The sequence below is a fragment of the Streptomyces sp. NBC_00390 genome (assembly GCF_036057275.1).
GTDB lineage: Bacteria > Actinomycetota > Actinomycetes > Streptomycetales > Streptomycetaceae > Streptomyces.
The window spans coordinates 8,513,947-8,532,829 of sequence record NZ_CP107945.1 but is presented as its reverse complement, the minus strand read 5'-3'; the positions used below and the strand labels follow the sequence as shown (position 1 = coordinate 8,532,829).

General features: G+C 70.3%; 12 protein-coding genes. 3 read left to right on the top strand and 9 right to left on the bottom strand.

The annotated features are described in order from the left end of the window. The first annotated feature begins 79 nt into the window (after window positions 1–79). Window positions 80–307 carry a hypothetical protein gene (locus OHS70_RS38225; RefSeq protein ID WP_328392257.1) on the top strand — a complete coding sequence of 76 codons (228 nt, stop codon included), beginning with the start codon at window positions 80–82 and terminating at the stop codon, window positions 305–307. A 209-nt stretch (window positions 308–516) separates the two neighbouring features. On the opposite strand, the gene OHS70_RS38220 is transcribed toward OHS70_RS38225, so the two are convergent. The 7 genes from OHS70_RS38220 to OHS70_RS38190 all read right to left on the bottom strand — a co-directional run bounded on the left by OHS70_RS38220 (window position 517) and on the right by OHS70_RS38190 (window position 10,420). After that, window positions 517–2,199, bottom strand: a complete 1,683-nt coding sequence (locus OHS70_RS38220) for a SpoIIE family protein phosphatase (protein ID WP_328392259.1) — start codon at window positions 2,197–2,199, stop codon at window positions 517–519. Between the two features lie 558 nt (window positions 2,200–2,757). Then, window positions 2,758–3,465 carry a hypothetical protein gene (locus OHS70_RS38215; protein WP_328392261.1) on the bottom strand — a complete coding sequence of 236 codons (708 nt, stop codon included), beginning with the start codon at window positions 3,463–3,465 and terminating at the stop codon, window positions 2,758–2,760. 457 nt (window positions 3,466–3,922) lie between these two features. Beyond that, window positions 3,923–4,546, bottom strand: a complete 624-nt coding sequence (locus OHS70_RS38210; protein ID WP_328392263.1) for a malonic semialdehyde reductase — start codon at window positions 4,544–4,546, stop codon at window positions 3,923–3,925. A gap of 151 nt (window positions 4,547–4,697) precedes the next feature. Further along, on the bottom strand, window positions 4,698–6,713 hold the full coding sequence (locus OHS70_RS38205; protein ID WP_328392265.1) for an acetoacetate--CoA ligase: 2,016 nt from the start codon (window positions 6,711–6,713) through the stop codon (window positions 4,698–4,700). Between the two features lie 16 nt (window positions 6,714–6,729). Then, entirely contained in the window at window positions 6,730–8,343 is a 1,614-nt protein-coding gene (mhpA, locus tag OHS70_RS38200) for a bifunctional 3-(3-hydroxy-phenyl)propionate/3-hydroxycinnamic acid hydroxylase MhpA (protein WP_328392267.1), read from the bottom strand. Further along, window positions 8,340–9,278, bottom strand: a complete 939-nt coding sequence (locus OHS70_RS38195) for a fumarylacetoacetate hydrolase family protein (protein WP_328392269.1) — start codon at window positions 9,276–9,278, stop codon at window positions 8,340–8,342. The genes mhpA and OHS70_RS38195 overlap by 4 nt, the downstream gene beginning before the upstream one ends. Then, entirely contained in the window at window positions 9,275–10,420 is a 1,146-nt protein-coding gene (locus tag OHS70_RS38190) for a VOC family protein (RefSeq protein ID WP_328392271.1), read from the bottom strand. The genes OHS70_RS38195 and OHS70_RS38190 overlap by 4 nt, the downstream gene beginning before the upstream one ends. Window positions 10,421–10,557: 137 nt before the next feature. Here OHS70_RS38190 and OHS70_RS38185 point away from each other — a divergent pair, with 137 nt between their 5' ends. Next, a complete protein-coding gene (locus OHS70_RS38185; protein WP_328392273.1) occupies window positions 10,558–11,190 on the top strand; it encodes a TetR/AcrR family transcriptional regulator in 633 nt (210 codons plus the stop codon). 175 nt (window positions 11,191–11,365) lie between these two features. Then, a complete protein-coding gene (locus OHS70_RS38180; RefSeq protein ID WP_328392274.1) occupies window positions 11,366–13,552 on the top strand; it encodes an ATP-binding SpoIIE family protein phosphatase in 2,187 nt (728 codons plus the stop codon). 723 nt (window positions 13,553–14,275) lie between these two features. On the opposite strand, the gene OHS70_RS38175 is transcribed toward OHS70_RS38180, so the two are convergent. Both OHS70_RS38175 and OHS70_RS38170 read right to left on the bottom strand, forming a co-directional pair. Further along, window positions 14,276–15,322, bottom strand: coding sequence for a zinc-binding dehydrogenase (locus OHS70_RS38175; protein WP_328392276.1), 1,047 nt, complete (start codon window positions 15,320–15,322; stop codon window positions 14,276–14,278). 131 nt (window positions 15,323–15,453) lie between these two features. Then, window positions 15,454–18,675, bottom strand: coding sequence for a bifunctional cytochrome P450/NADPH--P450 reductase (locus tag OHS70_RS38170; RefSeq protein ID WP_328392278.1), 3,222 nt, complete (start codon window positions 18,673–18,675; stop codon window positions 15,454–15,456). Window positions 18,676–18,883 lie beyond the last annotated feature (208 nt).

The following is an 18,883-nucleotide window of genomic DNA, read 5'->3' as shown; positions in this document are numbered from 1 at the left end:
GCTCGCCTGCTCGGTCCCGATGGCATGCCCGTACGGTGGGCTCAGTGTGCCGTGTAGGCGGGAAGGGTTGTCGTACCGGATGCAGCCTCTGATGGACGGCTGGGAGGTCGACTTCGGGCAGGGGAAGGAACCTTTGCTTCAGTGGCTGGAGTGCCACAGCCGGGCGGTGCCCGCCCCGGTCCGCTCCCCTGGCCGTCACCGTCTGGTGCTGGCTCTGGGACACAACCGCATCGCCGCCAGGACCGGTTCGTTGGACAAACGGTCCTGTCTGCCGTGGCAGCTGGGCATGGCCGCCGCGGAACTGTAGATTCGCCCCACCCCTGGGTTACCGACGAAATGCGGCTGGTGAGGTGACGCACAACAGGGGCGCGAAGCACCCCGTCGAAGGCCTCCTCACGCCCTCGCTGGAGCCATAAGAACTCAGAACTCTGGTCCCAACAAGTGCTTACAGACAGCCGGGCCTGCGAAGTGCTTACAGACAGCCGGGCCTGCGAGGTGTCCCCCACTGGCGCGGGGTCAGGTGGGTGGCCCGTCCTGCGAAGGAACGCGCACGACCAGGAGGGCGACGTCGTCGTCGTTGTCTTCGGGACGCGCTCTTTTCATGAGGAGATCGGCGAAGCCCTCCAGGGGCCGGTGGGCCAGAGAGGCGGCATTCCGGCGCAGCCTTTCCAGGCCGTCGTCGAGAGAACGGCCGGGCGATTCGATCAGGCCGTCGGTGTAGAGCACCAGAGTGGACAGCGGCGGCAGGACGACCGTTGCGTCCTCGCGGGGATTGCTGACCTGGGTGCCGAGAAGGAGGCCGTGCCCGTCCGTGAGGTAGCGGCTCTGACCGTCGTACGTGACCAGCAGAGGCGGCGGGTGGCCGGCATTCGTCCAGCGCAGCGTCCACTGCCCCATGCCGTCCGTCTCCAGACGGCCGAGGATCATGGTGGCCATCTCGACCTCGGAGATGCGGGGAACGGCTTCGTCGACACGGCTGACCACGACGCTGGGCGGTTCCTGGTGCGACCAGGCATAGGCCCGCAGAATGTTGCGGAGCTGGGCCATGTCGGCCGCTGCGTCCAGGTCGTGCCCGACGACGTCGCCGATGACCAGGGCGAGGGCCTGGTCAGGAAGGTAGAAGGCGTCGTACCAGTCGCCGCCGACCTGGGACGCGTGGGGCGCCGACAGGTAGCGGGCGGCCATCTCGAGGCCCGGTACACGGGGCATCTGGGGCAGCAGGTGACGCTGCATGGTCTCGGCGACCTTGCGCTGGCGCTGGTAGAGACGTGCGTTGTCGAGTGCCAGGCCGGCGCGGCGGGCGATGTCCTCCAGCAGCGGGATGTCGGCGCCGGTGAAGGATTCTGGGCGGTCGGATCTGCCGAGGGTCAGAGCCCCGAGGACCTCGCGGAGGCCGCGGATGGGCGCGATGACCGCAGAGTGCATGTGCGTGCCGTCGAACAGCCTGCGTTGTTCGACGGCAATGCCGGAGTCGGGCGGGCCGTGGTACGTCTCGGGCGTCGCCAGGGTGGACCCCGCTCCCCGCAGCGCCCGGGACAGCGGTTGGGGAGAGGCCTGGGGAACCGGCGGCATGGCTCCCTCCAAGTCCTTGCGGCGCACCAGGCGGCCGCCCTCCTCGTGCGCGACCACGGTGCGCCAGACCTCGTCGTTGTCGCTGATCAGGTCGACGACCGCCCAGTCCGCCAGCAGAGGAACGACCAGCCGAACCAGACGGTCCAGCGCCTCGTCGACATCCAGAGTGGAGGTGAGCTGGGTGGTGGTCTCGGCCAGCAGAGCCAGACGTTCCAGCTCCGACAGCAGCTCCATGGTGAGGGCCGGGCCCTGCAGCGACGGCTCGGCGGAATCGCGCTCGTGGAATACCACCAGGGCGCCCACTTCGTCGGCACTGATGCGCAAGGGGGTCGTCAGCCAGGACATCGCCAGCAACGTCCCGTCACCGCGCTCGAAGTAGCCCAGATCCTCCTGCCGGGTGCGTCGGGCGATGAAGGCGTCCATCATCGCGCACTGGTTCCTGGGAATGGTCGTCCCATTGCCGTCCCGGTGGAGGAAATCATGCGCATCCCGGCCCAGCAGGTCCTCGGCGTTGCGAGCCAGCAACGCCTCGGCCTCGCTGTTCACCGCGACGACGGCGCCGTCGGCGTCCACCGCGTACGCACCGGCCTTGAGCCCTGCCAGCCAGCTGCCGAGCCCCAGTTGCAAGTCAGCGCCATGCTCCCCGTCTCCCGCCCTGCCACCACGTTGCGCGACCACTTCTTCCGCACCTCCGCTCTCGCGCCGGCCCTGCCCTGCCCGCAGCCTCCGCGGCTCTCCCCGAACCCCGCCCGGTCCATGGGGCGCATCTCTGGGACCCTGGATCAGCCTGTAGGGCAGTCGGAGGCGAGGAGAATGTACAGGGCCCGCCGGGGCCAGGCCTCTTCCGGCTGGGCACCTGCAGACGGTCGGCTCCGGATGGCGCTGAACGCTGACACGGGGGACGACCCGTCGGCGCCGGCCGCTCGAGCGCGTGCTCTTTGACGGGCAGCAGAGTGCTGCATACCTGGGGAGCCTGCGGCCGGTGGGTGTGCTGGGAGACAAGCAGGGGATGCGCGCCCTTCGGCAACGCCATGAATCGCCGGCGCCTGGCGTGGGCGCAGAGAGCGACGGCGACCGGGCGCCTGTCGGCGGCGGCACCGGACGGGCGCAACGCCGTCATGACGTGCCGTACGTGCAGTGCACCAACGCGTCCGCCCTTGCCGAGCTCACGACCATCTTCCCGATCTACAGGTCCGTACCGGCGTTGCCCTCGTCGTTCGAAGAGTCTCGCCGTTTGGGCTCGCTCTTGGCGGAAGAACCCTTCTCATGCCCCTCCAACAGCTCCAGGAGCGCAGCGTCTGCCTTTTTCTGGTCTTCCTTCGTCAGTTCGGCAGGGACGTTGTTGTAGACGGTGTACCGGTCGGGATAGATGATGTTGGTGGTCCTCAAGGTGAACGTCAGAAGCGAGCGCCAACCCTTGCGGTGGCCAACTCTCACTTGGATTCGGACCTTGTAGTCACGGGCCTCTGGAACCAACCCAGAAAACGGTGCCTCGAACTCGATGAAGAGTTGTTGCGCTTCTCTGCCGGCCACAACGAATCCGGCCGGCAACTTCGGTTCCTCGTCCGGTCCGGGTTGGAGACGGCATGGTGAAGACTTCCACAGGAGCGGCAGATGAGAGGCGGGCTCATCGGGGAAGCTCAGCATGAGGTCGTGCACGACTATCGGCTTGGCACCGGTGTTGTGAAAGACGAGCGGAAGCCGCAGGCGAACAATGGAGCCGTGGCAAATCGCTGCAAAGGAATGAGGCTCCCATGTCTCCAGGCGCCCCTGTCTGGCGTTGATCCACCAGAATGAGGCAACGGTGAAGATCAATGCACTGACCGACACAACGCTGGCAGCAGAAAGCGATGAGAACGCATTCTGATCAGCAGCGGCCATCAGCGGAAGCACAAATTCAGTGTGCCAGCCTCAGGGTGGGTACGCTAAACGTCGCCCATGGGGCAAAGGCAGCTGGTCAGGGCGGTCTGGGCCTGCAACTGCACGTTTGCTGCAATCGCAGCTAGAGCGCAGGGCCACGGGCCGCTCCCGTTCGTAGGCACGCAGGAGGCCGGGAGTTCCGCAGCCCTCGGCGCCGGCAGCCACCGGTGGGGGCATCTATGGACGGTGTCGCCGGCGCGGTCGAGAAGAGGCTGCAGAACACGATGGCGCTTGTTCTGCGCCCGTGGCGGATTCACACGCGCGGTGGTCGGCGGCCGGGGGCGGTCCGTCACAGCCACGGCAGGGGCGAACCGGGCGCCGGTACTCAGGAGAGCACCGGCGCCCACGGCATGGCGCCTCTCACCTGTACGCCGACCGCGCTCGGGTGCTCGGACTTCGGATCCCGCGCGACCGGGCGGCGGCAGTGCCGTCAGGCCCAGGCGACGGCGTCCTCGACGGGCACGCGGGGCAGCCGCGGGAACCACGGGTCGGCACCGGGGTGGCCGATGTTGACCACCAGATGCGAGCGCCAGCTGGTACCGGCGAAGAACTCCTTGTCCACGCCGGCCCGGTCGAAGCCCGCCATGGGACCGGCCGCCAGCCCTGCTGCGCGCACCGCGAGCAGGAAGACCCCGCTCTGCAGTGCCGAGTTGTAGGCGGCAAGGCTCTCGCGCGTCTGGATCTGGTCGGCGAACGCCGCTCGCAGCATGTCGCCGCGGGCCGGGAAGACGGTCGGCATCTGCTCGTGGAAGTCGACGTCGTACGCCAGGATCGCCACGGCCGGCGCTTGAAGCGTCTTGGCCCTGTTGCCCTCGTCGAGATGCTCGGCCAGTCGCTCCTTGCCCTCGCGGGTGCGCACGAAGAGCACACGCAGAGGCTGACCGTTGGCGGCGCTCGGCGACCATCGGGCGAGTTCCCAGATCATGGCGAGTTCGTCGTCGGCAACGGCCACCTCGGCAAAGGTGTTCGCGGTGCGGGCCTCGGTGAACAGCACCTTTCGCCCTGCGTCGTCGAGGACATCGAGGGCCTGCGGTTCGCGGTCGGTCGTGCTCATGGTTTCTCTCTTACTTCGGTTGTGCGGATGGTGTGGTGCCGGGGCGGGTTGACCGCCCCGGCGCCACACGGTGGGGACGGGGTCTGGTTTGCGGAGCCGGGCGGGGCACAAGGACCCGGTGCTGCCACGTGGGCCTTAGGCCCCGCCGGCGTCATGTGTGGTCGGCTGACCGCTTGTTCCGCTCCGCGCCCAGGCGGGCGAAGTAGGCGATCAGATCGGGGTTGTCGACCGCCGCGGGATTCAGGACCTGCTCGGCGGGGATGCCCTGGAGCAGGCGCTTGACGGGAACCTCGAGCTTTTTGCCGGTCTTGGTGTGCGGGAGGGCCGGTACGGCGAGGATCTCGTCGGGGACGTGGCGGGGCGAGGCGCCGGCGCGGATCGCGTCGCGGATCTTCTCGCGCAGGGGGTCGTCCAGGCCGGCCCCGTCGGCGAGGACCACGAAGAGCGGCATCCAGTAGCCGCCGTCGGGGTCCTCCGCGCCGATGACGAGGGCCTCGGTGATCTCGGGGAGGCGCTCGACGACGTCGTGGATGTCGGCACTGCCCAGGCGCACGCCGTTGCGGTTGAGGGTGGCGTCGGAGCGGCCGTGGACGATCACCGAGCCGTGCGAGGTGAGGGTGATCCAGTCGCCGTGCCGCCACACGCCGGGGTAGGCGCCGAAGTAGGCGTCGCGGTAGCGGCTGCCGTCGGGGTCGTTCCAGAAGTACAGCGGCATGGACGGCATGGGCCGGGTGACGACCAGTTCGCCGACCTGGTCCAGGACAGGGGTGCCCGTCGCGTCGTAGGCGGCCAGCGCCACGCCCAGGCCGGGGGCGGACAGCTCCCCCGCCCAGACCGGGGTCGTGGCGGCACTGCCGGCGAAGCCGGAGACGACGTCCGTGCCGCCGCTGGTGGAGGCCAGCTGGATGCCGGGGCCCACATGGTCACGGACCCAGGGGTAGGCGGAGGCGGGCAGAGCGGAGCCGGTGCAGCCGACGACGCGGACGGCCGAAAGGTCGTGCACGGAGGGTTCGATGCCCAGCTTGCTCATGGCCAGCAGGTACTGGGGGCTGGTGCCGAAGACGGTGACCTTGTGGCGGGCCGCCAGCTCCCACAGGATGTCCGGTCGCGCGAGCGGCGCCGGGCTGCCGTCGTAGGTGCAGGTGGTCGCGCCGGTCAGCAGGGTGGAGACGACCAGGTTCCACATCATCCAGTGGGTGGTGGTGTACCACAGCAGGCGGTCCCCGGTGCCCAGATCGGTGTGCAGGCCGAGCATCTTGAGGTGCTCGAGCAGGATCCCGCCGTGCCCGTGGACGATGCCCTTGGGCAGGCCGGTGGTGCCGGAGGAGAAGACGACCCACAAAGGGTGGTCGAACGGCACCGGGACGACGGTGAGGTACTCGGTGCGGGTGGCGGCGTCCTCCCAGGGAACCGTCAGCCCCGGGTGCCCGCCCTCGGGCCAGGCAAGGCCCACGTGGTCCACGAGCACCGTGGCCGTCAGCGTCGGCAGGGCGGCGGCCAGTTCGAGCGAGGCGGTCCGGCGGTCGTGGGTGGTGCCGTTGAAGAGGTAGCCGTCCGCGGTGATCAGCACCGTGGGTCCGAGCTGGGCGAAGCGGTCGGCGGCGGCCTTGGGTGCGTAGTCCTGGCCGCACACCGACCACACCGCGCCCAGGCTGGCGGCGGCGAGGAAGGCGATGACGGCGTGGGGGGTGTTGGGCAGGTAGCCCACCACCCGGTCGCCCTGTCCGACGCCCAGGTCGCGCAGGGTGGCGGCGACGGAGGCGACCTGTGAGCGCAGCTGCCGGCCCGTGATCTCGTAGCCGGCTCCGGTCTCGTCCAGGGCGGTGATGGCGGGAGCGTCCGGCTGCAGGTTGCGCAGCGCGTGGTGGGCGTAGTTGAGGGTGGCGCCGGGGAACCAGCGGGCGCCGGGCATGGTTTCCTCGGCCAGCACCCGCTCGTACTCGGTCGTCGCGTCGATGTCGAAGTACTCCCACACCGCGGCCCAGAACCCTTCCAGGTCGGTGACGGACCAGCGGTACAGGGCCTGGTAGTCGGTGGGGTCCTGGATCCGGGCGCCCTGGTGCCGGGCCGCCCATCGGGCGAAGTCCGCGATGCGGCTGCGGGCGGCCGTCTTCGGGTCGGGGGTGAAGAAGGGTTTTGGGTGCGGCGTGGGGTGCGGGCTGGTCATGGTGTGGTGTTCCTCGTCAGGGGGCGGGCCGGACGTCGGCGGTACGGCGGGCCGTGTGCAGCAGGGGAGCCCAGGCGGCGGTGTCCGTGAAGTCGCCGGTGCCGGCGGGGACGGTGTCCATCACGACGCGGTCGGGGCGCAGCAGGACGGCGTCCGACCGGCCGCGTGCCAGCCAGGCGGCCAGGTGGCCGTCGTCGCCCAGGTCGTCGACGTGGATCGTCGGTGCGCCCAGTGTCGTGGCCACGGCCGTCATCCGCGCCGTGGGCGGCACAGCGGTCAGGACGGCGAAGGAGTCCCCGAGGACGTCATCGAGGCGCACTCGCCTGCCGTCGTGCCGTACCCAGGGCTGCGGGCAGAAGGTGCCGGCCAGCACGCGGCCCATCAGCCTGGGGCGGCGCCGTACGAGTGGACCGGCGGTCAGGGCGGGGCTGAGGTCACGGCTCACCGCCGCGGTCACGCCGGGGATGCGGCAGACCGTGCCCACGACGGCCCGGCGCAATGCCGCACCGCGGTCCTGTCCGCCGGTCATGGCCCAGCCGACGGCGACCGCGACGCGGATCACATGGCGGGCATGCGGCTTGCGCTCGTGTTCGTAGGTGTCCAGCAGCCCCTCGTGTGCGCCCTGTTGGAGGACGCGGGCGAGTTTCCAGGTGAGGTTGTGGGCGTCACGCAGGCCGGCGCACAGGCCCTGCCCGACGAAGGGCGGGGTGAGGTGGGCGGCGTCGCCCAGCAGGAAGACGCGCCCGCGGCGCCACCGGTCGGCGAGACGGGCCCGGAAGGTGTACTGCGCCTGACGGATCACCTCGAAGTCGTCGGCCTGCGAGACGTCGGGCGGCAGGTCCGCCCAGGGGGCGACCAGCTCGCGCAGGCGCGCCCACCCGTCCGGGCCGTCCAGGTGCTCGTCCTCGGCCAGCCGGAACTCCCAGCGGTAGCGGTCCTCGCCGACGCGCATGAACGTGCCCGGCCGGTGGGGGCAGCAGATCTGCTCGGCGCCTTCCCAGCTGCGTACCGGGCGGCTGGTGCGCACGTCGATGACCCGCCAGCTCTCTTCGAAGTGCAGGTCCTGCCAGAGGGTGCCGATGGCGTCGCGGGTGAGGCTGCCCGCACCGTCGCAGCCGAGGACGGCATCGGCGAACACGTGCTCCACCTCGTCGCTGCCGTCGCGGCGGAAGGTGACCCGGACCGGACCCGTGGGATCGTTGGGTCCGTCGGTGTCCTGGGTGACGGACACGACCTCCACCCCGCCCCGCAGCTCGCACTCGGGGCGGCGCGCCAGGGCGTCGCGCAGCAGGCGTTCCAGCTCGGGCTGGTCGAACATGCTGGTCTGTGGGAAGCCGTGGTGCCCGTGCAGGGACCGCGGGAATTCGGTGATCATGCGGCGCCGGGCGTCGAGCAGCCGTAGCCCGCGCGCGGGGCGTGCGAGGGCGGCGAACTCCTCGTGGACACCGACGCTCTGCAGGATCCGGCGGATCTCGTCGTCCACGACGACGGCGCGCGGCTGGGGGTAGACGTCCCGGTGGCGTTCCAGGACGACGCTGCGCACTCCGTGCCGGGCGAGCAGGAGGGCGGCCGTGACGCCGACGGGTCCGGCACCGATGATCACCACCGGTGTCCGGGATGGGGCCTTCATGGTGCGTCCGTGACGGGGGTCCGCTGCTCGCCGAGGTCGATCTGCCCGTCGGGGGTGGCGATCGTGGCGGTGATGAGGTCACCGTCGCGCAGGTAGAGGGGGTTCTTGGCCTGGCCCTTGAAGAACGCCTTCCACTTCATCGCGGGCGGCAGCAGCGCGCTGATCTTCGCGATCGGCTTGGGCGGGGCCTTCAGGGCCGTGCCGCCGGGGGTGCCGGTCAGCAGCAGGTCGCCGGGGTCGAGGGTCTGGAAGCGGGCGAGCAGGGTGAGCGCCTGTGCGGGCCGTACGATCATGTCGGCGAGCGTGCGGTCCTGGCGCGGTACGCCGTTGACCGACAGCCGCAGGCGCAGGTTGAGCAGGTGGGCGAAGTCTTCGGGCTCCAGCAGGGCCAGGTACGGCCCCGTCGGCGTGAAGGTCGGATAGGACTTGCTCTCGTAGAACTGGGTCTTGGTCAGCTGGACGTCGCGGGCGCTGACGTCGTTGGTCAGGACAAGGCCGGCGACGTACCGGGGCAGGTCCTGCTCCTCGACGACGGTGCCCACGGGCAGGGTGGCGCCCATGACGAGGCCGAGTTCCACCTCGTGGTCGAGGAACTTCACGTGCGCGGGGCGGACGATCTTCTCGTGCGGTCCGCTGACCGAGCCGGACGCCTTGCGGAAGAAGGTGGCCGGAATGTCGCCGGTGAAGCCCGAATCCTTGGCGTGGCTGCGGTAGTTGACCATCTGGGCGACCACCCGGCAGGGGGTGGTGACCGGAGGCAGCGCCACCAGGCCGGCGACGGGTGTGCCGCTCTCGGCCAAGGCGGCGGCTTCGCGGACCGCGTCCCGGTCGGCGAGCAGCTCGGCGGTGGTGACCGCCTTGGTCTCGACGCGGACGGCGCGCTCGTCCCGGACGGCCCACCAGCCGTCGGTGGTGCGCAGAACGTTGGTGCTCATGAGCTCATCGCTTTCATCAGGCCCAGCAGGCGTGCGGGGTCGAGTTCGTTGTCGCCGCGCAGGGCCGTCATGACCTCGCGCAGCTTGGCGGGGGACGGGCTGGTGCCCAGGAAGTCGCGGGTGACCGGCGGGCCCCACTGGGCCAGGCCGCTCGCCGACATCGGCGCCCAGCCGGGCTCCAGGTCGCAGGAGAAGAGGTCGCCGTCGGCGAAGTGCTCCAGCATGAAGCGGTCGGGGTCGCGCCAGTAGTCGAACAGCTGGCTGCCCTGGATGTGCCGGCCGATGCCCCAGCTGCGCTGGTAGCCGCGCTCGGCCAGGTACTCCCCGCCGGCGCCGATCGCGTCGAGGTCGGTGACCTGGTAGGCGGAGTGCACATAGCCGGTGCCGGGCCCCAGGTGCAGGGCCAGCGTGTGGTGGTCGACGGCCAGGCCGCCCTGGTCGCAGCGGATGAACGCCATCGTCGGGCCACGGTCGCGTTGCCCGTCCAGGAACAGGAAGTCGGACACGATCATCCCGAGGGTGTCCAGGTACCAGTCCAGGGCGCGGGCGAACACCCTCGTCTCCAGCACCACATGGCCCAGCCGCTGGATGCGGGACGGCTCACGGGGCGGGCGCTGGGTGGCGTTCGTACGACGGTGATCCGTGCCGAAGTTGAGGATCAGCGGCTGCTGCTCGGGCAGCGCGGGCAGCTGCTCGGCGCAGTGCACGACCCGGACCGGCAGGCCCGAGGGATCGAGCAGGGCGACCGACTGCCCACCGCCCGGTACGCCGATGTCCCGGACGGTACTGCCGGTGGAGCGGGCCAGCCGGTCCAGGTCGGCCCGTTCGGCCGCGCGGAACGCCGGGCCGATGAAGCGGGACGCAGGCCCCTTGCGGATCACCGTGCACGGCGAGCCGGCGAACGTGCCCCGCAGCCACAGCTCGTGCTCGGTGCGGGCGGCGATCGCGAATCCGAAGTCGTGGGCGAAGACCTCGGCCCGGTCCAGGTCCGGCTTCTCGAACTCCAGCCAGGCCAGGTCCGCCACCTTGATCACGGGATTGCGGGAGCGTCCGGGGTGCTCTCCGCTCAGGGCGCCCTGCTCACTGTGGAGGTCTTGGTGGGGCGTCTGGGGAGCGGCCCTGTCAACGGGGGTGTGGGACATGGTGTCCTCCAAGCAACACTGCTGTAATGATGGAATCATCAACTTTGCCGTTACCCATCGTCAATAGGGTGGAGTCAAATAATTGATAATCTCATCATTTATGGCAGACTCATCGCGACGGTTGTTACACTCCCCGTATGCCGACGTCAGCCCCGCCCAAGAACCGCTTCGCACGGCGCCGCGCCGAGACCCGTCAGGCACTCGTCCGTGCGGCCCGGCAGATCCTCGCGGAGACCGGGGACACCAGCGCCAGCATCCAGGCCATCGCCGAGCGCGCGGACGTCGGTTTCGGCTCCTTCTACAACCACTTCGGGTCCAAGACGGAGCTGTTCGACGCCGCGGTGACAGACGCCCTGGAGGAGTTCGGGCAGGTCATAGACGAGCGCGTCCAGGGAATCGACGACCCGGCCGAGCTCGTCGCGGCGGGCTTCCGGCTCACCGCCCGGATGGCCGACTCCCACCCTGAACTCATGCGGATCCTGCGTGACCGCGGTCTGGCCCAGATCCACACCGACCGGGGCCTCGCCCCTCGAGCCCTGCGCGACCTGGAGACCGGCATCGCCTCGGGCCGCTTCACCTGCACCAACCCGACCACCGCCCTGTCCGCCCTCGGCGGGACCCTGCTGTCCCTCGTGGCGCTGCGGCTGACCCGCCCCGACCTCGACGGCGACGAGGCCGCCTCGGACCTGGCCGAGATGGTCCTGCGCATGCTCGGCGTCCCGCCGGACGACGCCCACCAGGTGACCCGGCGGCCGCTGCCCGTCAGTTGACCCGGAGCACCGGCTGCGCCAGGCCCCGTGGGCACCACCCCGTCCGCCGGTGGCCGCGCGGACCCTCGTCCTCGACCACGACCAGCCCGTGAGACCGGGCTCCTCCCGACACCGCGCAGCCAGACGCGGCCGGCTGAGGCTTCGCGGTCCACCGGCACGGCGTAACGTCGTCAGTGTGGACTTCACCGCGGACAGTCTTCTGTCCCGTGCCGCGCATGAACTCAGCCCGCGAGCGGACGAGCTGATCCACGACGTAGAGCAATGCCTGCGGCGCGAGGTCCCCGAGCTGTGGGACGAACCGGACATCGCGCGGATGACGGGAGAGAACATCGCCGAGCACGTCGCCGCCCTGCTTTCCGGCATCGAGCACGACATCGAGCCACGGCGGATCGATCCGCCGGCCGCCGACGCAGAGCGCGCACGTCGGCTGGCTCAGCGCGGGAAGCCGGTCACAGCGATGCTGCGCGCCTTCCGGCTCGCGCAGAGCCGCATCATCGACCGGCTGCTCGAAGAGCTGCCCCAACTCACCAGCGATGCCGAGCCGATCAACGCGGCGACACGCAAGCTGATCGCACTGGCGACCGAGTACACGGACCGCACATCGCAGACGGGCGTCCTGGCCTTCCAGGAGGAGCGGGACCGCCAGGTGCAGTGGCGGCTGTCGGTGGTGAACGAGGCGAGCGTACGCGTCGGAACGACCCTGGACATCGCCCGCACCGCCCAGGAGTTGGCGGACTTTGCCACCGAGCACTTCGCCGACGCCGCCACCGTCGACCTCCTCGACACGTCTTCCGGAGAGGAGTTTCCGGCGCAGGGCACACTCGCGGTCCGCCAGGTCGCCCAGCGGTCGGTGACGGACGGTCACCCCGAGACGACCCATCTGGAAGCGATCCACGGGCAATCGTCGGTTCCGCCGCAGCAGCCCCACAGGTACCCGGACGGATCACCACCGGCTCGCGCCCTGGTCACCGGCCGGCCCTCACGGCACCACCTCGGCCCGTCCGCTTCCATGCTGCTGGTACCGCTGTGCGCCCGTGGCACCACGCTGGGTGTCGCTCAGTTCTTCCGTCACCACAAGCCCGACGCGTACGGGGACGAGGACCTGCTCCTCGCCCAGGAGATCGCAGCCAGGGCCGCGGTGGCCATCGACAACGCCCGCCGATACACGCACGCGCGCACCACCGCCCTCACCCTCCAGCACAGTCTGCTCCCGCACAGCACACCCGCGCAGTCCGCCGTGGAGGTCGCCTGCCGCTACCTGCCTGCCGCCGCCCAGCTCGGCGTGGGCGGCGACTGGTACGACGTCATCCCGCTGTCCGGTGCCCGGGTCGCACTCGTGGTGGGCGACGTGGTCGGCCACGGCATCCACGCCGCCGCCACCATGGGCCGGCTGCGGACCGCCGTGCGCACCCTCGCCGACATCGACCTGCCGCCCGACGAACTCCTCACCCACCTGGACGACGTCGTCATCCGCCTGGCCGCCGAAGTCTCTTCCGAAGTCCCTGCCCAAACGGACACAGAATCCGCGGGGGACATCGGAGCCACCTGCCTGTACGCCGTGTACGACCCCGTCGCCGGCTGCTGCACCCTCGCCCGCGCGGGCCACGTGCTGCCCGCCGTGATGACCCGGGACGGCACCGTGGACATCCTCGAGCTGCCCGCCGGCCCGCCACTCGGCCTGGGCGGCCTGCCGTTCGAGACGGCGGAGATCGACCTGCCCGAGGGCAGCCTCCTCGCCCTCTACACCGACGGCCTGATCGAGGCCCTCGACCACGACCTCGAGGCGGGCATCACCCGACTGTGCCACGCCCTCGCACAGCCCTCCGCCTCCCTGGAGGCCACCTGCGACACCGTCCTCGAAGCGCTGCTGCCCCCGGACCGACCGCACGACGACGTGGCACTCCTCCTGGCCCGCACCCACGCCCTCGGGGACCGTCAGGTCGCCACTTGGGACGTGGCTGCCGACCCGGCCGAGGTCGCCCGGGCCAGAGCGGGCGTCTCCAAGCAGTTGACCACCTGGGGGCTGGAGGAACTCGACTTCACCGCCGAACTGGTCGTCAGCGAACTGGTCACCAACGCCATCCGCTACGGCCGGCCTCCCATCCAGCTGCGTCTCATCCACGACCGCACCCTCATGTGCGAGGTGTCGGATGCCGGCAGCACGACTCCGCACCTGCGCCGGGCCCGTGTCTTCGACGAGGGCGGGCGAGGTCTGTTCCTCGTCGCCCAACTCTCCGAGCACTGGGGAACGCGCCATGCCCGAAGTGGCAAGACGGTCTGGGCGGAGTGCGCCCTGGGCGCGCCGGAGCTCTTCCCGGACGTGGCAGCGCTGGACCTGGAGGGTATTCCTGGGATCATGTGAGCACCATTCGCCCGGCCCGCCGAGACGATCGCCCGGGGGCTTCTACTGGCTGACGATGCAGCACCTGTCGGCGTAACCTGACCCGCCCGGTCACGTGCGGACGAACGTGACCGAATCTTGGTTGTCGGTGGGCAGCCTGCCCCGGTCGCCCCCGTCGGGCCGCGCGCGGACATGGCCGTCGACGGATGGTGGATGAGGTCGCGCCGCTGATCGCAGGAGGCCCGGCCCCGCATCGCTGAGGAACTGGGCATCAGTCCTGGTGAACTGGCCGGCCTGCACCGCAGGTTCGAGGTCGTCCCCCGGGGCACAGGCCCAGGTCGACCGGGGGGACGTCCGCTGCGGACTGTGGAACCGCTGCCGGCGCCTCGTACCTGGGTGCCGGAACCGGCTCCTTGGAAGCGGCGTACAGTCCGCCCGCCTGCGACCCCACCCGCCCATCCGCCTCCCGCAGAACGGAGGCCGCGGGACCTGCACATGATCCGACCAGACCTTCGGGATCCCGACGCGGGCGAGGACCTGATTCTCCACTCGGCGTGGCGCCAGTACATCGGTGCGTCCCACGCAGAGGTATCACCCGGCTCGCCCTGCCGACTTCACCTGCCCCGGAGCCGGTGTGCGCCAGACCCGGATACCGGGAAGCCGTAGGCGCCGGTGCTCCCATCAAGCACCGGCGCCCACTCACCCCTGCCCTGAGGTGGTCTTGATGAACTTTCTGTTCAGTTGTCAGGGGACGAGGATGAGGCGGATCGGGTCGCCGATCTTGTTCTCCAGCCGGTTGACCGCGTCGGCGGCCTCGGCGAGCGGGATGTGGTCGGTGATGGAGGGGGCCAGGTCGAGACGGCCGACCTCGGCCAGCCGGACCAGCTCGGTGACGGACTCGGGGGTGCCGCCGTAGTGGCCGCGCACCTGCTTGCCCAGGTAGTTGAAGGTCAGGCCCTCGCTGATGGTGATCGGCCTGGGACTGATGCCGACCAGGATGAGGACTCCGTTCAGGCCGAGCACGGCGGCGGCCTGCTCACGGACCGCCGGCACGCCGGCGCAGTCGAAGGCGAAGTCCAGGCCCCGTCCGGCGGTGGCCGCGCGGACCTGGTCGGCGAAGTCGTCGGCGGCCGGGTCCAGGGCGAAATCCGCACCGAAGGCCAGGGCACGCTCCCGGGCGCCGGGCAGCGGGTCGACGGCAATGATCGGCGCGGCGCCGGCCAGGCGGGCGACGCGGACGTTGTGGGCGCCGACACCGCCCACGCCCCAGATGCCGACGGACTGGGCGGGGCGTACACCGGCGGTGGCGACGACGGCGGCGTAGGGGGTGGAGACCGCGTCGGGGATGATCGCGGCCTGGTCGAAGGGGAGGTTGTCGGGGATGGGGATGAGGGTGTCCTCGCGGGCGAGGGTGTACTGGGCCCAGCCGCCGTCGTAGTCGATGCCGGCGGTGAGCATCTGGGTGCAGGGGCGGCGGCGCACGCAGCCGGCGCACTGGCCGCAGGTCTTGCCGGCCTCCAGGGTGACGCGGGTGCCCACGGTCAGGCCGCGCTTGAGGCCGGGTCCGAGGGTGTGGATCACACCGGAGACCTCGTGGCCGACGGTGACCGTGTCGGAGGTGGCGAACAGCGGGACGAGGGAGCCGTCGATGAGGTGGACGTCCGACAGGCAGACGCCTGCGGCCTTCACCTCTATGAGGACCTCGCCCGGGCCGGGCACGGGGACGGGGACCTCCTCCACGGCGAACTTCTTGCTGTCCAGGTGGAAGCGTCCGGCGAGCATGGTGTCCATGGTGCTCTGCTTTCTGTGAGCGGCACTCCCGGCGGTTCGGGCCGATGGGTGCCGTGTGGTGCCTCGCGGGTGAGTGGTGGCCGGGAGGGTGCGGGGTGTCAGGACCGCCGCACCCTCCCGGCGCCTGGGGGTCAGGCGAAGACGTCCTGCTGGTAGCGCTCGTCCGCTTCCAGCTGGGCGAGCCACTGCTGGGCGGCCTCGTCGTCGCTGCCGGTGTGCTTGCGGTAGATGGCGGCGAGCGCCTCGCGCACGGCGGGTGCCATGCGGCGGCCGTCACCGCAGACGTAGATGTACGCGCCGTCCTGGATGGCCTGCCACACGGTGTCGGCGGCGCCCGCGATGGCGTCCTGGACGAACCGGGCCGGGTGGCCGGTCACCGCGGAGTAAGCGGTGTGCACCTGGGCGATCCCGGCCTGCTCCCAGTCCTGCATCTCCTGCCGGTAGAAGTAGTCGTGCTCCGGGTGGCGGCAGCCGACGAAGACCTGGGACAGGCCCGCCTGGGTGCCGTTCGCGTGCTGGTGGGCACGCTCCTCGAGGAAGCCGCGCAGGGGCGCGATGCCGGTGCCGGGGCCGATGAGGATCAGCGGCGTGGCGGGGTCGGCCGGCGGGGCGAAGGTCGGGGAGGGCACGCGCACGTAGCCGTAGACGACGTCTTCGGGCTCGAGGCCTGCGATGTAGGAGGAGCAGGTGCCGCGGTACCGGCCGTCGCCGGACAGGGCCGGGCCTTCCAGGAGGCCGACGGTCAGGCGCACGTGGCGCGGGTTGGCCAGCGGGGAGGAGGAGATGGAGTAGAAGCGGGGGCGGATCGGGCCCATCATCTCCAGGAAGACCGCCAGTGGCAGTTCGACCGCGGGGAAGCGCTCCAGCAGACCCAGTACGGAGACGCGCTTGCCCAGGATCTCGGCCTGGTAGCGCTCCTCGGCTTCGGCGGTGTCGGCCGTGTAGGCCTGCAGCTGCGGCCGGGTCCACGGGCACTGGGTGTACTCGGCCAGCGTCTGTATCTGGGAGCGGGTGGCCACGTCCTGCAGCTCCAGGAACTCGGTGAGCAGCAGGCCTGCGGTGACGGGGGTGCCCACCGGGAGGTGGGTGCGGCCGCCGGCGGGCTGGTCCAGGCGCAGGGCCTGGTCGCGGTCGACGCCGAGCCCCGCGAGGGCGCGGTTGACCAGCGCGGGGTCGTTCTTGGCGAAGACGGCGAGGTGGTTGCCGGTGTCGTAGGTGACACCGTCGGGGAGCTCGATGGTGATGGACTTCGCGGCCGGGCGCGGCGGCTCGATGCTGAAGTCCCACAGGCCGGTGGCGTCTGCCACGAGTTCCTCGTTGGCGATCACGGTCAGCGGGTAGGCCTGCTCGGAGACGATCGCCGGGCGCACGTCGGCCTCGGTGAGCATCTGCACCTGGAAGCGCGGTCCGCTCGCCTGGGAGGTGTCGGCGGCGTACTCCTCGGCCAGGGTGGTCCACAGGGTGTCCATCCAGCGGGTGGCCATGCCGTCGAAGTCACCGGCGGCATCCGCGATGCCGCGCTCGATGACGGGGGTGGCGCCGGCGGCCAGCAGGCCTTCCTCGATCCGCTTGGGGAAGGCCTGGTAGGTGGCCACCCACTGGGTGTTGCCGGCACCCAGCAGCGCGAACCGCACGTTGGACAGCGAGCCCTGCGGGAGTCCGGCGGAGAGCAGGTCGTCGAAACGCTGCGCGTTGTCCGGGGCCTTGCCGTTGTAGCTGGAGGCCACGACGGCGAGCAGTCCCTCGGTGGGCAGGTTGTCGCCCAGCTCGTCCAGGCCGACCAAGGTGGTGCCGAACCCGGAGCGCTCACCGCGGTCGGCGATGGTGCGCGCGAGGTCCTCGCTGCTGCCCAGGCTGGAGCCGTAGGCGACGGTCAGGTTCACCCCGACACCGCTGACCGCGGTCTGCTGCTGCGTGCCGTCGGTCTGCAGGTCCGCGGCGCCGAAGACGGTGCGCTCGTGCTCCTGACGGGTGCGCACGTGCAGTTCGAAGCCGCCGGGCTTGCGCGTCAGCGCCTCCTTGACGTCCATCTTGTAGTCGGTCGTGTCGGAGAACTTGAACTTCTGCAGCACCAGCGCGAGGGCCAGACGGGCCTCGGTGAGCGCGAACTGCCGGCCGATGCAGGCACGCACGCCGTTGCCGAACGGCTTGTAGGCGTGCGGGTGGTGGTGGACCCGGTTCTCCGGCAGCCACCGGTCGATGTCGAACTCCTCCGGCCGGTCCCACGCCTTGGGGTGGGTGTGCAGCGGGCCCATGAGGAGGTTGACCCGCGTTCCCTTCTTCAGCTCGTAGCGGTCACCGATGACGGTGTCCTCCAGCGGCGCCTTGGAGATCGCCGGGATGGGAGCCCACAGGCGCAGGGTCTCCTCCAGGATGCGCGGGATGACGTCCAGCTGCATGATCGTGTCGTAGTCCGGGACCGTGTCGCCGGGCAGCAGGCGGTCCACCTCGGCGTAGGCCTGGGCCAGCACGTGCGGGTTGCGCATCAGCGAGTACGTGGCGAACGACAGCAGGCCACTGGTGGTCTCGTGACCGGCGATCAGGAACGTCACCACCTGGTCGCGGACATTGTCGTCGTACAGCCGTTCGCCGGTCTCCGGGTCGGTCGCTTCCAGCATCAGGCCCAGCAGGTCTTCCTCGGCGCTGCCCTTGCCCTCGTGGCGCTCCTTGATCACACTGCCGACCAGGTCCTGCATCAGCTGGATGTTCTCGCCGTACCTCTTGGCATCGGCCTTGCGGAGCTTGGTCATCATCGGCAGCTCCTGGGAGCGCCGCAGCGACTCGATCAGCGACTCCAGCAGCGCGTTGAGGAAGGGGTGCAGCTCCTCCTTGGCGAAGGAGTCGAACCGGTAGCCGAATCCCGACAGGGCGATGGTGTCCAGGGTGAGCCGTGTGTAGTCGTCGGTGATGTTGACCGGCCGGCCCTCCCGGCTCTCCCACTTGCCCACCAGGTTCTGGGCGATCTCCAGCATCTGCCCGTAGTAGGCCTTCATGGCCCGCTGGCTGAACGCCGGCAGGAGGATCCGGTGCGCCATGCCCCATTCCTCCTCGTGCTGGTGGGCCGTGAACAGGCCCGCGCCCGTGAAGTCCCGCACATGGTTCAGCGGCGTCTTCTCGATCTGCTTGAAGAACCGCGTCTCGTCGCAGACCTCGGCCACCAGGTCCGGGTCGGAGACGAAGACCTGCTCGATGCCGGCGATCTCCATGCCGTAGATGCCCTCGGGGAACTGCTTGGACAGCTCGCCGAAGTACTCCACCGGGTTGGTGCTGGGGATCTGCGGCGTGTGGCCGAGGAAGGGGACCCCGCGCGGAGACCGGATGGGTCGCAGGTCGTTCTTGGACTGGGTGGACATGGCTTGCTCCTTCAGGCAGGGGAGGGAATCGGGCAAGGGCGCCGGTCGATGCGCGGTGCACCACGGAAACATACGCCGTATGGAATTAGTACCGTACGCCGTATGGAAAGCAACTGCAACCCCGGGGCCGCACGAGCGGCCGCCATGCCGCCGTGTGGCCGAGGTCATTTCCATACGCCGTACGAAACTGATAGCGTCCGGGGCATGG